Source organism: Nocardia sp. JMUB6875 (assembly GCF_041154655.1).
In the GTDB taxonomy this organism is placed as follows: Bacteria; Actinomycetota; Actinomycetes; order Mycobacteriales; family Mycobacteriaceae; genus Nocardia.
This window is the reverse complement of sequence record NZ_BAAFGR010000066.1, coordinates 25,371-39,911: the sequence shown is the minus strand read 5'-3', so window position 1 is coordinate 39,911 and position 14,541 is coordinate 25,371. Positions and strand designations below refer to the sequence as shown.

The 14,541-nt window shown below is 68.1% G+C and carries 15 protein-coding genes; 5 read left to right on the top strand and 10 right to left on the bottom strand.

Going from position 1 to position 14,541, the window contains the following annotated elements; genetic code table 11:
- On the top strand, window positions 1-360 hold a 360-nt coding region (locus tag ACAM49_RS18775), incomplete at its 5' end, for an alpha/beta fold hydrolase (RefSeq protein WP_369636825.1).
- Window positions 361-374: 14 nt separating this feature from the next.
- Here the strand turns inward: ACAM49_RS18775 and ACAM49_RS18770 are convergent.
- A complete protein-coding gene (locus ACAM49_RS18770; protein ID WP_369636824.1) occupies window positions 375-1,235 on the bottom strand; it encodes a serine/threonine-protein kinase in 861 nt (286 codons plus the stop codon).
- Complete coding sequence (locus ACAM49_RS18765) at window positions 1,211-1,588, bottom strand: protein kinase (RefSeq protein WP_369636823.1); 378 nt, start codon at window positions 1,586-1,588, stop codon at window positions 1,211-1,213. The genes ACAM49_RS18770 and ACAM49_RS18765 overlap by 25 nt, the downstream gene beginning before the upstream one ends.
- A gap of 176 nt (window positions 1,589-1,764) precedes the next feature.
- On the opposite strand from ACAM49_RS18765, the gene ACAM49_RS18760 reads away from it, so the two are divergent.
- Both ACAM49_RS18760 and ACAM49_RS18755 read left to right on the top strand, forming a co-directional pair.
- On the top strand, window positions 1,765-2,229 hold the full coding sequence (locus tag ACAM49_RS18760; protein ID WP_369636822.1) for an Hsp20/alpha crystallin family protein: 465 nt from the start codon (window positions 1,765-1,767) through the stop codon (window positions 2,227-2,229).
- 107 nt (window positions 2,230-2,336) lie between these two features.
- Window positions 2,337-3,734 (top strand): amidase, encoded by a 1,398-nt coding sequence (locus tag ACAM49_RS18755; protein ID WP_369636821.1) that lies wholly within the window; start codon window positions 2,337-2,339, stop codon window positions 3,732-3,734.
- Between the two features lie 4 nt (window positions 3,735-3,738).
- On the opposite strand, the gene ACAM49_RS18750 is transcribed toward ACAM49_RS18755, so the two are convergent.
- Both ACAM49_RS18750 and ACAM49_RS18745 read right to left on the bottom strand, forming a co-directional pair.
- Window positions 3,739-4,884 (bottom strand): FG-GAP repeat domain-containing protein, encoded by a 1,146-nt coding sequence (locus ACAM49_RS18750; RefSeq protein ID WP_369636820.1) that lies wholly within the window; start codon window positions 4,882-4,884, stop codon window positions 3,739-3,741.
- 157 nt (window positions 4,885-5,041) lie between these two features.
- Entirely contained in the window at window positions 5,042-6,205 is a 1,164-nt protein-coding gene (locus ACAM49_RS18745) for a lactate 2-monooxygenase (protein ID WP_369636819.1), read from the bottom strand.
- A 146-nt stretch (window positions 6,206-6,351) separates the two neighbouring features.
- Between ACAM49_RS18745 and ACAM49_RS18740 the strand changes: the two genes are divergently transcribed.
- Both ACAM49_RS18740 and ACAM49_RS18735 read left to right on the top strand, forming a co-directional pair.
- On the top strand, window positions 6,352-6,612 hold the full coding sequence (locus ACAM49_RS18740; RefSeq protein WP_369636818.1) for a hypothetical protein: 261 nt from the start codon (window positions 6,352-6,354) through the stop codon (window positions 6,610-6,612).
- Window positions 6,609-7,025 carry a hypothetical protein gene (locus ACAM49_RS18735; protein WP_369636817.1) on the top strand — a complete coding sequence of 139 codons (417 nt, stop codon included), beginning with the start codon at window positions 6,609-6,611 and terminating at the stop codon, window positions 7,023-7,025. The genes ACAM49_RS18740 and ACAM49_RS18735 overlap by 4 nt, the downstream gene beginning before the upstream one ends.
- A 56-nt stretch (window positions 7,026-7,081) precedes the next feature.
- Here ACAM49_RS18735 and ACAM49_RS18730 read toward each other — a convergent pair whose 3' ends face one another.
- From ACAM49_RS18730 to tkt, 6 genes are all read right to left on the bottom strand, one after another.
- Window positions 7,082-7,876, bottom strand: a complete 795-nt coding sequence (locus tag ACAM49_RS18730; RefSeq protein WP_369636816.1) for a hypothetical protein — start codon at window positions 7,874-7,876, stop codon at window positions 7,082-7,084.
- 178 nt (window positions 7,877-8,054) lie between these two features.
- Window positions 8,055-8,789, bottom strand: a complete 735-nt coding sequence (gene pgl, locus ACAM49_RS18725) for a 6-phosphogluconolactonase (RefSeq protein ID WP_369636815.1) — start codon at window positions 8,787-8,789, stop codon at window positions 8,055-8,057.
- A complete protein-coding gene (gene opcA / locus ACAM49_RS18720; RefSeq protein WP_369636827.1) occupies window positions 8,782-9,690 on the bottom strand; it encodes a glucose-6-phosphate dehydrogenase assembly protein OpcA in 909 nt (302 codons plus the stop codon). Before opcA ends, pgl begins: the two co-directional genes overlap by 8 nt.
- On the bottom strand, window positions 9,687-11,249 hold the full coding sequence (gene zwf / locus ACAM49_RS18715) for a glucose-6-phosphate dehydrogenase (protein ID WP_369636814.1): 1,563 nt from the start codon (window positions 11,247-11,249) through the stop codon (window positions 9,687-9,689). Before zwf ends, opcA begins: the two co-directional genes overlap by 4 nt.
- Window positions 11,250-11,251: 2 nt before the next feature.
- Window positions 11,252-12,385 carry a transaldolase gene (gene tal, locus ACAM49_RS18710; protein ID WP_369636813.1) on the bottom strand — a complete coding sequence of 378 codons (1,134 nt, stop codon included), beginning with the start codon at window positions 12,383-12,385 and terminating at the stop codon, window positions 11,252-11,254.
- Window positions 12,386-12,390: 5 nt separating this feature from the next.
- Window positions 12,391-14,535: a transketolase gene (tkt, locus tag ACAM49_RS18705; protein ID WP_369636812.1), complete on the bottom strand. Its 2,145-nt coding sequence runs from the start codon at window positions 14,533-14,535 to the stop codon at window positions 12,391-12,393.
- Window positions 14,536-14,541: the final 6 nt, after the last annotated feature.

The following is a 14,541-nucleotide window of genomic DNA, read 5'->3' as shown; positions in this document are numbered from 1 at the left end:
GCCCCCGCCCTACCCTGGCCGTGGCTCTCCCAGCCCGAATTCGACACCCTGGTCGCCGATTTCGAGCGCACCGGCTTCACCGGCGGCCTCAACTGGTACCGCAACCTCGACCGCAACTGGGAACTCACCGCCGCCTACGCCGACGCCAAGATCGAAGTCCCCACCTTCTTCCTCTACGGCGAAAACGACCCGGACATGGAAGGTTTCAGCGGCCGCGACCCCCTGGCCACGCTGCGCGCCAATGTCACCGACCTGCGCGAGGTGGTGGAAATCCCCAACGCGGGCCACCTCGTCCAGCTCGAGCAGACCGACGCCGTCAACAGTTTCTTGCTTTCGGGTCTCAAGAGCCTGGAGCTGTGACCGCCTAACCGAATTCAGCTGGCCACGCGGCAGTTCACGCCCGCAACCGGCGCCGTCGTCGCCGCGGCCACACCCAGCGGCGGCGCCGTCGGCTGCCCCGGATACCCCGTAGGCGTGGACTGCGCCTCGGTAGTCGGACAGGGTGGCAGCTCGCTGTGATGTGTGCGAAGAACGTTGTAGCCGAGCACGATTCCGGCAGCCACGACAACCGCCACCGCCCACCCGACCAGCCGCCGACCCCGAGCCCGATCCGAGGGCACGGCTGCGGGCCGAGCCGTAACGGTCGGTCCGGGCACGCCCGGGGGAGGCGGCGGGTTCGACCGTGGCGCGGCAGCTGTCGGTCCGGGTGCCGAGCGGGCCGGTTGCAGCGCGGCCATCGCGGCCGCCGCGAGGTCGCGGGCGGTGCCGAAGCGGTGGTCCGGGTCCTTGGCCAGGGCACGGGCGATGACCGCGTCGAAGGCGTCGGGCAGGCCCGCGCGTAGGTCGGTGGGTTTGGGCACCGGGTCGTAGAGGTGGGCGTGCATGACCGCGGCCGGGTTCGCGCGCGGATAGGGCAGTGCGCCGGTGAGCATCTCGAACAGCGTGACGCCCAAGGAGTACAGGTCCCCGCGCGGGCCGACGGTCGCGTCGGTGAAGGTCTCGGGCGGGGCGTATGCGATGGTCGCCAGGATCGAGCCGCTGCTGGTCAGCCCCGTGGACTGGTCCACGCTGCGGGCAATGCCGAAGTCCGACACCAGCACTCGCTCGCCCTCACCCGGATCACCCGGCGCGAGCAGGATATTGGCGGGCTTGATATCGCGGTGCAGCAGACCCTGCCGGTGCGCGTGGTCGAGACCCGCGGCCGCCTGGGTCACGATGTGCAGGGCCTGGGGCACCGGCAGCCCGCCGGGATTGCGCGCAACAGCCTGGCCACATCGGTGCCGTCCACGAATTCCATGCAGATCCACGGCCGCCCGTCGGCCACGCCGCGGTCGAAGACGGTCACGATATTGCGGTGATTGGTGCGCGCGGCCAGATCGGCCTCGCGGTCGAACAGCTTGCGGAAAGACCGATCCTGAGCCGCGGCATCGGTGAGGACCTTCACCGCCACCTGCCGGGGCAGCCGCGGATGGCGCGCCCGATACACCTCGCCCATCCCGCCGCGCCCGAGCAGCGCCTCGATCGTGAATCCGGCGAAGACCGTCCCCGGCATCAACACCATGCGCACAGTTTCGCCCTCGGCGTGCATCGGCGCAGGGTTTCCCGGGTGCCGGTACGCCCGAAACGCTTTCCGCCGCATTGAGTTCGGATTCGGGTCAATTGTCCGGTTTGGCGCGGGTGTTGTCGGGAACCGCTGCGGGTGGCCGCCCGATGGACGTGCGGCCGGAAACAGAGAAGTCAGGAGATCAGAAAGAAGGAATCGAGATGTCACTACCCGTTCCCCGCTCGCAGTACAGCCCCTCGACCCCCGCGCGCTGGGATCCGTTCCGGGACTTCGACAATCTGTTCGGACAGATGAGCAAGTTCATGGACGAGACCTTCGGGCCGCGCGAGGACCTGCGGGGACGCTGGATGCCGCCGGCGGACCTGACCGAAACCGATGACGCCTACCTGGTCCAGGTCGACGTGCCCGGAGTCCGCCAGGACGATATCGAGATCGAGCTGTTCGGTGCGGAATTGCGCGTCCGCGGCGAGGTGAAGCAGGTCGAGAAGGAAGGGATCTTCCGGCATCGCACGCGGCGCACCGGTGAATTCGACTATCGGGTCACCCTGCCGCAGGACATCGATGCCGACAATATCTCGGCGCGGCTGGCCGATGGCGTGCTGACCGTGCGCGCGCCCAAGAGCGAGCAGACCAAACCGCGCCGCATCGAAATCACCAATCGCTGACACGTGATCGGCCGGGCCGGAGCCGCGAATCGTGCTGTTCGTTCGTCCAGTTTGTGTAGGGTCGGGCAGAAGTCGGGTGCACGAGTTCGATGAGGAGGCCCGGTTTCATGACCGCACGAGTTCACGCCTTCGGCGATGACGCCCTCGGTGACCACGACGGCGTGGGATTGGCCGCGCTCATCCGGCGCGGCGAGCTCAGCGCCGCCGAGGTCGCCAAGGCGGCCCGCGAACGCGCGGCCCGCGTCGATCCGGCGCTCAATGCGATTGTGGTGCAACCGGATACGCCGCGCCTGGCCACCGACCGCGACGCCCTGCTCTACGGCGTGCCGACCTACGTCAAGGACAACACCGACCTGGCCGGGCTGCCCACCCAGCACGGCAGCGCCGCCTGGCGCGCGCGAGCGGCGAAATCCGATGGGCCGTACGCGAAACAGTTCCTCGGCAGCGGCATGACCGTGCTCGGCAAGACCACGCTGCCCGAGTTCGGGTTGAACGCGACCACCGAATTCGTCGGCGCCGACCCGACCCGCAACCCGTGGGACACCGAATTCTCCTCCGGCGCCTCCTCGGGCGGTTCGGCCGCGCTGGTGGCGGCGGGCGTGGTCCCGATCGCGCACGGCAACGACGGCGGCGGCTCGATCCGCATCCCCGCCGCCTGCTGCGGACTGGTCGGATTGAAGCCCACCCGCGGCCGCCACATCGACGGCCCGCAGGCCCGCTCGATGCCGATCAACCTCGTCTCCGAGGGCGTGCTCACCCGCACCGTCCGCGACACCGCCACCTATTTCGCTGCGGCCGAACGCTTCTGGCGCAACCCGTCCTTACCCCCGGTCGGTCTGGTCGAAGGTCCCGCCCAGCGCCGACTACGCATCGGCATTCTGTCCGAACCCATCACCGGCGCGCCGCTGGATCCGCAGATCCGCACCGTCCTCGACGACACCGTCAAACTCCTCGAGAGCCTCGGCCACGAGGTCCGTCCCATCGCCTACCCGGTCGACGCCGGTTTCGCCGACGACTTCGCCACCTACTGGGAGATGCTGGCCGCCCTGCTGGGCCTCACCGGCAAACTGACCCTCGACCGCGGCTTCGACGCGGGCAAACTCGACCCCTTCACCCAGGGTCTGGCCGCCCGCTTCCGCGGTGCGGTCCTGCGTTCTCCCGCTGTCCTGTACCGGCTTTCGCGCCTGCGCCGCGCCTACGCCGAGTCCTTCCGCGACCTGGAACTGGTGGTGTCCCCGGTCCTGGCCTCGCTGACCCCCAAGCTCGGCTACCTGGCCCCCGACCAGCCCTTCGACGAGGTCTTCGACCGGCTGCTCGCCTACGTCACCTACACGCCCCTGGCGAATGTGACCGGCGCACCGGCGCTTTCGCTGCCGCTGGGCGCGTCCGCCGCCGGGCTGCCGATCGGAATCATGTTCTCCGCGGCGCACGGCGACGAACGCACCCTGCTGGAAACGGCCTACGCCCTGGAATCCGCGCGCCCGTTCCGGCGCATCCAGGACTAGCCGATCAGGAGATGTTCTTCAGGAACGACACCTCGTTGGCGTCACCGGCGACGGCGATATCGGGCTTGCCGTCCTTGTTGTAGTCGGCCACCACGGGGGTCTGCGGCTGGGTGGTCACCGCGACTTCGCCGGTCTTGGTGAGGGTTCCGTCGCCATTGCCGGTGAAGATGACCATCTTCGAGTTCAGCACCGCCGACATGGCGGCATCGGCCTTGCCGTCGTGATTGAAGTCGCCGACCGCGATGCTGGTCGGGCCCAGGCCCGACAGGTTGACCCGGTTGGTCTTCTTGAACCCGCCCTGGCCGTCGGAGACCAGCACGGTGGTGGAGAAGGAGAACGAGTCCGCGGTGACGACATCGTCGATGCCGTCGCCGTCGAAGTCGGCGGCGCGCACGTCCTCGGTGATCAGGCCGCTGGTGCTCGACCCCTTGCGGGTGAAGCTGCCGTCGCCGTTGCCGAAGAACACCTCGACCTGCTGGGTCACATCGTTGTTGATGGCCATGTCGACCTTGGCGCCGGCATGGAACTTGCCGAGGGTGAAGGTGCCGGGTGTGCCGCCGAAGGTGGTCACCGCACCCGCCTTCAAGGTGCCGTCGCCATTGCCCAGCCAGGTCTGCACCCCGATCGGAAGCAGGCTCAGCACATCGGTTTTCCCGTCGCCGTTCACATCCGCGACCAGCACCTCCTGCTGCGCGCCCTCGACGGTCGTGGACTTCTGGCCCACCTTGAAGGTGCCGTTGCCGTTGTTGAGGAACACCACGACCTGCGTCCACGCCTGCGCGATGACGTCGGGCTTGCCGTCGCCGTTGAGGTCGCCGGCCGTGATCGCCCCGTACCCGTTGCCGACCGACCCGACCCGGGTGCCGGGGGCGAAGGTGCCATCGCCCTTGCCCTTCATGAGAATCGGGCCGTCGCCCTGGAAGTCGGCGGCCACGATATCGGGATTGCCGTCGCCGTCGAAGTCGGCCGAGACCGTGCCGATGGGCGCGGGCCCGGGGCCCCACGACGGGAACGAGCCACCGGAGGGCGAATTCACCGCGGGTGCGAAAGCGATGGCCCCCGCCGCCCACGCGGCGCCGGGCAGCGCGAGCACGGCGGCGGAGGCGACGGCGGAGGAGACGAACAGGCTGCGGAAAACACGTATGTGCATAGGTATTCCTGTGTCGGGGTGGCACCACCGAACGGTGGTGGCCACGGACTCTAGGACACCGTGTAACAGGAAATACCGGCGTTCAACGCAATTCGGCCGATTGCCAGAAACTCGCTTATCGGGCTAGTGCACAGTGTCGGTCCGCCGCCCGCGAGGTCTAGACCGATACCGGGCGCAGTGCGTCGGCCGTCAGGTCCTTCAGCGTCGGATAGCCGTCGACGGCCATGATCAGGTCGGCCTCGGCGAGCAGGGTCCGCAGGACATGGACGATGCCGTCCACGCCACCCAACGCCAGACCGTAGGCGTAGGGGCGGCCGATGCCGACCGCGGTCGCGCCCAGGGCGAGGGCCTTGATGATGTCGGCGCCCGAGCGGATGCCCGAGTCGAACAGCACCGGCAGTCCGTCGGCGGCGGCCACCACCTCGGGCAGCATGTCCAGGGCGGGCAGTCCGCCATTGGCTTGGCGGCCACCGTGATTGGAACAGTAGATGCCGTCCACGCCCAGATCCTTCGCCCGGCGGGCGTCCTCGGGATGGCAGACGCCCTTCACGATCAGCGGCAGCGTGGTCAGCGACCGCAGCCACGGCAGATCATCCCAGGTCAGCGGGTTGCCGAAGAGCTGGATCCAGCGCAGGATCGCCGACTGCGGATCCTGCTCGGGCGACTGCGCGAGCCCGGCCCGGAACACCGGATCGGTGAAATAGTTCGCCAGGCAGTGCCCGCGCAACTGCGGGAAGTTGCCGGTGGACAGATCACGCGGCCGCCAGCCCGTCACCCAGGTGTCGAGCGTGACCACGATGCCCTTGAACCCGGCCTTCTCCGCCCGCTCCACCAGGCTCGCGGCCAGATCGCGATCGGTCGGGGTGTAGAGCTGGAAAAACCCTGGCGTATCCCCGAATTCGGCCGCCACCTCCTCCATCGGATCCACCGTCAGCGTCGACGCCACCATCGGCACCCCGGTCCGCGCGGCGGCCTTGGCCGTGGCCAGATCCCCGTGCCCATCCTGCGCACACAACCCGATCACCCCCACCGGAGCCATGAAAACCGGTGCGGGCAAGGTCATCCCGAACAGATCCACCGACAGATCCCGCTGCTTGGCGCCGACGAACATGCGCGGCACCACACCCCACCGATCGAAGGCGGCAACATTGGCGTTCTGCGTCCGCTCATCACCCGCACCCCCGGCCACATACGAATACACCGACGGCGGCATCGCCGCCCGCGCCCGCTCGGCCAACTCCGCGAAGCTCACCGGCAGACTCGGCACCACCCCGCGCAACCCGTTGAAGTAGATCTCGTTCTGAAAATCACCGAATGCCACGCGCCAACCTCCTTGTTCACGCACCCGCTCGAGCGCCCCGTCATTCTGTCAGCAGAGGCTACCGGTCGGTAAGGTATGCGACGCAAGCCGACGACGCCCAGGTAAAACGCCGTAATGCTCAGAGCATTACCGATATGCTGTTTGGCATGGCTGAGAATAAGACCACGATCACCACACGTCCGGCTACTCGTGACGAGCTACAGACCCTAGCCAAGCCGGGCGAGTCGCTGGATGCGGTGATCAATCGTCTGATCGGCCATTACCGCTCGGTGCAGAGCCGGAATCGACTGGCCTGGGAGGCTCGCATCGCTGCCGATCGCCAGGATGCCAACGCGGTCGCGTGGGCCGAGCGGCAGGCGGACCGGCTCGAGGAACGACTGGCGCAACGGCAGGCGGCGAAAGGATGAGCGCTGGTTACGTTCTCGATGACACCGTCATCCACGCCTATGCCTTCGGCGACCCGAATGTCTCGAACCTGATCGCCGTCCTCGACGGTCGAGACATTCGGGTCGCGGTCCCGATCCTGGCACTGGCCGCGAGCCTCGTCGGCTTATCGGACGATCAACGCACGCAGGTCAACGGCGTGGTGGAGAACCTCGAGTCCATGCAGATCGCGGCCCTCGCCACCGCGAACGACGCAGATGAACTGGCCGATTTCCTCGCCGCCGCTGCCGGGCCGATCGACCTGCCAGCGGCACATATCGTGGCCGTCGCGCGTTACCTGGACTGGGAGATCATCACAACCAGCAGGTCGCGATGGACCGAAGTCGAGCAGCGACTGCCGTTTTCGGTGAGCATCGTCGAATTCACCGAGGACTGATCCAGCCGGTCGGTGCGTTTGCCCTCTGGGCGATCGCACCGACCATCGAACGGCGCTCAGTAGTTCGCGTTGAGATAATCCGCCGCGTGGGTGGTCCACAGCACGCCGGTGCCCGGCATGTTGTGGCCGGAATACAGCACGTGCTGGCCGTCGGGCCACGGTGTCAGATAACCCAGCAGGCCACGTACCGCGGCAGCATAGCGATCCAGGTTCGCCGCCGGATCCATCAGCAGGAAGTTCAGCAGCTCGTGGAAGATCACCGGCGTCAGATTCCCGATCCGCGCACCCTCCACCAGCGAGAACGGCGAGATCGCGGTATCGATCGCGCGCAGCGGCGAATCACCGGGGGAGGAGGTGATGATGTCATCGGGGTTGGCGTATTCGCGCACATCGATCCCCAACGGCCAGGCACCTCGCATCCCGTGCAGTCCGTAAGTCGTTGGCGCACACAGATTCCCCACCGACTGCCCGGCCCGCCGCATCGGATTGGCGATATTCACCACGAACGCGATCTCCAACGGCGAATCATCGGTATTGGTGTACACCCCCGCCCGAGCCCCCTCCAGAATCGTGCTGGCCACAATCCCACCCAGCGAATAACTCAGCAGCCCACACACATTCGGCGAATCCTGCAACGCCTTCACCCCCGCGGCCACCCCCAGCCGCACCGACGTCTCCAACGACGGCCCCCACACATTCGGATCCGGCCCGATCGAAGCAGGCCAATCCGGCTCGAAACACCAGAACTTCTCGGTATCCAACAACTTGGCAACGTCATGCAGCATCCCCGCCGGCGTCCCATCGTCGTTCCGCTGCTCCCCGGTCCCCCGAAGAGTAATGATGTCGATCATGATTCCCCCTCCACGCCGAACCTTTCGACGCCTGCCCCGACGCTAACCACCCCCCACCTGCGAATCCCGAGTAGCCCACTACCCGTTTCGATCGGGCAACCCGCCCACCAGGTCAGTGCACAGCGCAGGGGCGGCCTCGCGGATGCGAGACCGCCCCTGTGGCGGGTGGATCCGGTTGTCAGTGCGGCAGGTCGGCGGCTGTGGCCTCGTCCAGGAGCCAGGTGGTGGACTCGGTGCCGATCGCGCCTGCGGCCGGAATGTCCAGCGGTGAAGCGCCATTCAGTGCCGCGGCCACGGCGGCGGCCTTGGCTTCGCCGCCGACGATGAGCACCACGTGCCGCGATTTGCGGATCGCGGGGAGGGTCAAGGTGATGCGGACTGCCGGGGGCTTGGGGGAGTGGGTTTCGGCTACTACGAGTTCGTGTTCCTCGCGGGTGGCGGCGGTGTGGGGGAACAGGGAATTGATGTGGCCCTCACCGCCCATGCCGAGTAGGTGCAGGTCGAACTGGCCGTGTTCGGCGAGGTAGGCGTGCACGGTGGCGGCGTACTCGCCGGCGGCTTCGAGCGGGTCGGGGTAGTCGCCGCTGGAGGATTCGGTGGGGTGCACGCGGGCCGGGTCGACCGGGACGTGGTCGAGTAGTGCCTGGCGGGCCTGGAGCTCGTTGCGGTCCGGGTCGCCGGTGGGGACGAAACGTTCGTCGCCCCAGAACACGTCGAGGTTGGACCAGTCGATGTCGCCGGGGGCCTCGCGCACCAGTTCCAGCAGTTTGATGCCGGTGCCGCCGCCGGTGAGCACCACCGATGCCGAGCCGCGCAGGCGCTGGGCCTCCACCACCTCGGCGACGAAGCGGGCCGCGGCCGCCGCCACGAGTTCGTCGGTGCCGGAATAGGTTTCGACCGCGGGCTTACTCATAGGTCACCTTCTCGATTCCGGTCAGGGCCTCGGCGTAGATGTCGTCGGCGTCCAGATGCCGCAACTCCTCGGCCAGGCAGTCCTTGGTCTCGCGCCGAGCCAGCGCGAACCGCTGATCGGGCTCACCGGTGCGGGTCAGCGTCGCGGTGCGCCCGTGCTGGGGGCGCGCGATGGAGATCGACACCGAGCCCCGGTGCATCTCCACCTTCAGCTCGCCGGTGCGCCGCACCACCGGGCAGTCCAGCCGCGCGGCCAACCAGCCCGCCAGCATGTCCAGCGCGGGTTCTTCCTTCAGCCCCGAAATCGTCACCGACTCAACGGGTTCGAACGGCGCCTCATCCAGGGCCGCCGCCAGCAGCGCCCGCCAGTAGGTGACGCGGCTCCACGCCAGATCGGTGTCACCGGGCGCGTAGGACTGCCGCCGTCCCTTGATGGTGGACTGCGGGTCCGGCGCGAAGGTGGCGTCGGTGATGCGCCGCGTCGCCAAGCGGCCCACCGAATCCTTGGACGGGAACTCCGGCGCGCCTCGCGGCCACCACGCCACCACCGGGGTGTCGGGCAGCAGGAACGGGATCACCACACTCGCCTCGTGGGGCACCAGATCCCCTTGCAGCCGAAGCACTATCACCTCGGCCGCCCCGGCATCGCCGCCGACGCGGATCTGTGCGTCCAACCGGGTCGGGGCCATGCGGTCCCCGCGCGCCAGCACTATCACCCGGCACGGGTGCTCGCGGCTGGCGTCATTGGCGGCGTCGATGGCGTCCTCGGCCTCGGAGGAGTCCAGGGTGCACACCACCAGGGTCAGCACCCGCCCCATGGTGACCACGCCATTGGATTCCCGCAGCTGCACAAGACGTTTCGACACCTCGCGGGTGTCGGTATCGGGCATGTCGATGATCACGGTCGCCGCCATTCCCGCCCGCTGCGCGCGAGCATCTCGTCGGCCGATTCCGGACCCCAGCCGCCCGCCTCGTACGGGTCGGGCTTACCGGTCGCGGCCCAGTGGTCGAGCGCGGGATCGAGGATGCGCCAGGACAATTCGACTTCTTCGTTGACCGGGAACAGCGACGGCACCCCGAGCAGCACATCGAGGATGAGCCGCTCGTAGGCCTCGGGGGAGTCCTCGGTGAACGCCTCGCCGTAGCTGAAGTCCATGTTCACATCGCGCACCTCCATCGAGGACCCGGGCACCTTGGACCCGAATCGCATGGTGATGCCCTCATCCGGCTGCACCCGGATGACCAGCGCGTTCTGCCCCAGCTCCTCGGTCATGGTCTGATCGAAGGGCAGATGCGGGGCGCGTTTGAACACCACCGCGATCTCGGTGACGCGCCGCCCCAAGCGTTTTCCGGTGCGCAGATAGAACGGCACCCCCGCCCAGCGGCGGGTCTCCACGGCCAGGGTGATCGCCGCGTAGGTCTCGGTGCGGGAATTGGGGTCGAACCCCTCCTCCTGCAACAAACCCACCACCGGTTCGCTGCCCTGCCAGCCCGCGGTGTACTGCCCGCGCGCGGTCGTCTCGTCCAGCGGCGCAACCAGTTTCGTCGCCGAGAGCACCTTGATCTTCTCGATCTGCAGCTGCTTGGGCTGGAACGAGACCGGCTCTTCCATCGCCGTCAACGCCAGCAGCTGCAGCAGGTGGTTCTGGATGACGTCGCGGGCCGCGCCGATCCCGTCGTAGTAGCCCGCGCGCCCGCCCAGCCCGATGTCCTCGGCCATGGTGATCTGCACGTGGTCCACATAGTTGGCGTTCCAGATCGGGTCCCACAGCTGGTTGGCGAAGCGCAGCGCCAGAATGTTCTGCACCGTCTCCTTGCCCAGATAGTGGTCGATGCGGAACACCGACCGCTCCGGGAACACCGTGTTCACCAGCGCGTTCAGATCCTGGGCGCTCTTCAGGTCGTGACCGAAGGGCTTCTCGATCACCACCCGCCGCCACGGTTCGGGCTGCCCGGCCGGCGCATCCGCGCTCTTGGCCAGCCCGTTCTTGGACAGCTGCTCGAGCACGACCGGGAAGTCGTCGGGCGGAATCGACAGGTAGAAGGCGGTATTGCCGCCCGTCCCGCGATCCCGGTCCAGATCCTTGAGCGTGGTCGCCAGCTTGTGGAAGGCCGCGTCGTCCTCGAATGTGCCGCGGACGAAACGCAATCCCTCCTTCAGCTGCTGCCACACCTCCTCCCGGAACGGCGTCCGTGAGGAGGCGGTCACCGAGTCGTGGACCAGGTTCGCGAAATCCTCGTCGGTCCAGTCCCGGCGCGCGAAGCCGACCAGCGAGAAGCCCGGGGGCAGCAGCCCCCGGTTCGCCAGGTCATAGATGGCTGGCAGCACTTTGCGCCGCGACAGGTCACCGGTTACGCCGAATATCACCACATTGCACGGTCCAGCGATACGCGGAACCCGGCTGTCGCGCTCATCGCGCAGCGGGTTCGGCGTCGCGACCGTGGTCGCCGCGCGAGCCACTGTCAGTTGCCTCCCGCCACCTGCAGCTTTTCGGTGGTGGCCACGAGCAGCTCGTTCCACGAGGCCACGAACTTGTCCACGCCCTCGGTCTCGAGCACACCGAACACGTCATCGAGGTCGATGCCGACCGCGACGAGCCGATCGAAGATCGCCTGCGCCTCGGGCGCCTTGCCGACCGCGAAGTTCGGCACGATCTCGGCGTGGTCGGCGACCGCCTCGAGGGTCTTCTCCGGCAGCGTGTTCACCGTGTCGGGGGCGACCAGCTCGGTCACGTACATGACATCGGAGTACTCCGGGTTCTTCACACCGGTCGAGGCCCACAGCGCGCGCTGCTTGTTCGCGCCGCCGGCCGAGGCCAGCTTGGCGAAGACGTCGGTGTGCTTGCCGCCGTCGAACACGTCCTGGTAGGCGGCATAGGCCAACTGCGCGTTGGCGATTCCGGCCTTGCCGCGCAGTTCGAGGGCCTCCGGGGTGCCGATCGCTTCCAGCCGCTTGTCGATCTCGGTGTCCACACGGGAGACGAAGAACGAGGCGACGGACCGGATCTTGGCCAGGTCGTGCCCGGCGGTGAGCGCATTGCGCAGACCGTCGAGGTAGGCGCCCATGACCGCGATGTAGCGCTTGACCGAGAAGATCAGCGTCACGTTCACACTGATGCCCTCGGAGATCACGCGGGTGATCGCGGGCAGCCCGGCCTCGGTGGCCGGGATCTTGATGAACAGGTTGGGCCGGTCCACGATCTTCCACAGCTCGACCGCCTGCGCGACCGTGCCGTCGGTGTCGAAGGCCAGGCGCGGATCCACCTCGATGGACACCCGGCCGTCGAGGCCCTTGGAGGCGGCGAAGACATCGGCGAACACGTCGCAGGCGGCGCGCACGTCATCGGTGGTGATGGTGCGGATCGCCGAATCCACATCGGCGCCGCGCGCGGCGAGCTCGTTGACCTGCTCGTCGTAGGCGTGGCCCTTGGAGAGGGCGCCCTGGAAGATGGTCGGGTTGGTGGTGACACCGACGACATTGCGAGTATCGATCAGGCCCTTGAGATTTCCGGACTTGATGCGATCACGCGACAGATCGTCCAGCCACACCGAGACCCCGGCGGCCGACAGGGCCGCGGTGTTCGAGTTCTGGGTCATGGAATTTATCCCTTCACCTTGGCAAGCGAGCGGGTGGCAGCGGCGACGACGGCGTCGGCGGTGATGCCGAACTCGCGGAACAGGGTCTTGAAATCGGCCGAGGCACCGAAGTGCTCGATCGAGACGTTCTCACCGGCGTCCCCGGTGAACCGGTGCCACGGCATCGCGATCCCGGCCTCGACCGAGACCCGGGCGCGCACCGCGGGCGGCAGCACCTGATCGCGGTAGGACTGCTCCTGCGCGTCGAACCACTCCACACACGGCATGGACACCACCCGGGTGCCGATACCCTGCGCCTCGAGCGTAGTCCGCGCCTCGACCGCGAGCTGCAGTTCCGAACCGGTGGCGATCAGGATCACCTGCGGTGTGGCGGTGGAGGATTCGGCCAGGATGTAACCGCCCTTGCGGACACCTTCGTAGCTGGTGCCCGCCAGGATCGGCAGATCCTGGCGGGTCAGCGCCAGCGCGGACGGGCCGTCCTGGTGCGGGGGCTCGGAGACCAGGAAGTGCGAATGCCGTTCGGCGCTATCGCGTTCCAGGATGGTGCGCCAGGCGTAGGTGGTCTCGTTGGCGTCGCCGGGGCGGACCACGTTCAGGCCCGGAATCGCCCGGAGGGCGGCGAGATGCTCGATCGGCTGGTGGGTGGGGCCGTCCTCGCCCAGGCCGATGGAGTCGTGGGTCCACACGTAGGTGACCGGGGTGCGCATGAGCGCGCCCAGGCGCACCGCGGGACGCATGTAATCGGAGAACACCAGGAAGGTGCCACCGTAGGGACGGGTCGGTCCGTGCAGGGCGATGCCATTGAGGATCGAGCCCATCGCGTGCTCACGCACACCGAAGTGCAGCGTGCGCCCGTACGGGTTGGCCGACCAGTGGCTGGTGGAGATGGCCTCCGGGCCGAAGCTCGGCGCGCCCGGCATGGTGGTGTTGTTGGATTCCGCGAGGTCGGCCGAACCGCCCCACAGCTCCGGCAGCACCGGCGCCAGCGCCTCGAGCACCTTGCCCGACGCCTTGCGGGTGGCCATGCCCTTGGGGTCGGGCGCGTGGGTCGGCAGCGCCTCGGCCCAGCCCGCGGGCAGCGCCCGCTGCTGCAGGCGATCGAACAGCGCCTTGTTCTCCGGATTGGCCGCGGCCCACGCGTCGAACTGCTCCTGCCAGGCCGCGCGCGCGGACTTGGCGCGATCGGCGACATTGCCGCGCGAGTGCGCGATGACCGCCGGATCGACCTCGAAGCTCTTGTCCGGGTCGAAGCCCAGGATCTTCTTGGTGGCCGCCACCTCCTCGGCGCCCAGCGCGGCACCGTGCGCGGCACCGGTGTTCATCTTCTTCGGGGCCGGGTAGCCGATGATGGTGCGCAGCAGGATGATCGAGGGCTTGTCGGTCACCGACTGCGCCTCGGCGATGGCCGCCTCGATGGCGGTGACGTTCTCGCCGCCCTCGATGGTCTGCACATGCCAGCCGTAGGCGCGGTAGCGCGCCGCGACATCCTCGGTGAAGGCGATGCGGGTGTCGTCCTCGATGGAGATCTTGTTGTCGTCGTAGAAGACGATCAGGTTGCCCAGCTGCTGGGTGCCCGCCAGCGAGGACGCCTCGGAGGTGACGCCCTCCTCCATGTCGCCGTCGGAGGCGATCACGTAGATGAAGTGGTCGAACGCCGACTTGCCCTGCGCCGCCGCGGGATCGAACAGGCCGCGCTCACGCCGCGAGGCCATCGACATGCCGACCGCGGAGGCCAGACCCTGACCCAGCGGGCCGGTGGTGATCTCGACGTGATCGGTGTGGCGGTACTCCGGGTGGCCCGGGGTCAGCGCGCCCCAGGTGCGCAGCGCCTCGAGATCGGAGAGCTCGAGGCCCATGCCCGCCAGGTACAGCTGCACGTACAGGGTCAGGCTGGAGTGCCCGCAGGACAGCACGAAACGGTCGCGGCCCACCCACTCCGGGTCGGTCGGGTCCAGGCGCATGACGCGCTGAAACAGCGTGTACGCCAACGGGGCCAGGCTCATCGCGGTGCCCGGGTGGCCGTTGCCGACCTTCTGCACCGCGTCCGCGGCGAGGATCCGGGCCGTATCGACGGCTCTGGTGTCCAGATCGGTCCAGTCGGCGGGGTGGTTCGGCTGAGTGAGCGCGCGGATGTCGTCTGTGACTGACACGACCGA

Coding starts and splice junctions, on each gene's coding strand:
- ACAM49_RS18765 (WP_369636823.1), bottom strand. CDS start 1,588: ATGCACGCCGAGGGCGAAACTGTGCGCATGGTGTTGATGCCGGGGACG.
- ACAM49_RS18760 (WP_369636822.1), top strand. CDS start 1,765: ATGTCACTACCCGTTCCCCGCTCGCAGTACAGCCCCTCGACCCCCGCG.
- ACAM49_RS18755 (WP_369636821.1), top strand. CDS start 2,337: ATGACCGCACGAGTTCACGCCTTCGGCGATGACGCCCTCGGTGACCAC.
- ACAM49_RS18750 (WP_369636820.1), bottom strand. CDS start 4,884: ATGCACATACGTGTTTTCCGCAGCCTGTTCGTCTCCTCCGCCGTCGCC.
- ACAM49_RS18740 (WP_369636818.1), top strand. CDS start 6,352: ATGGCTGAGAATAAGACCACGATCACCACACGTCCGGCTACTCGTGAC.
- ACAM49_RS18735 (WP_369636817.1), top strand. CDS start 6,609: ATGAGCGCTGGTTACGTTCTCGATGACACCGTCATCCACGCCTATGCC.
- ACAM49_RS18730 (WP_369636816.1), bottom strand. CDS start 7,876: ATGATCGACATCATTACTCTTCGGGGGACCGGGGAGCAGCGGAACGAC.
- pgl (WP_369636815.1), bottom strand. CDS start 8,789: ATGAGTAAGCCCGCGGTCGAAACCTATTCCGGCACCGACGAACTCGTG.
- tal (WP_369636813.1), bottom strand. CDS start 12,385: ATGACCCAGAACTCGAACACCGCGGCCCTGTCGGCCGCCGGGGTCTCG.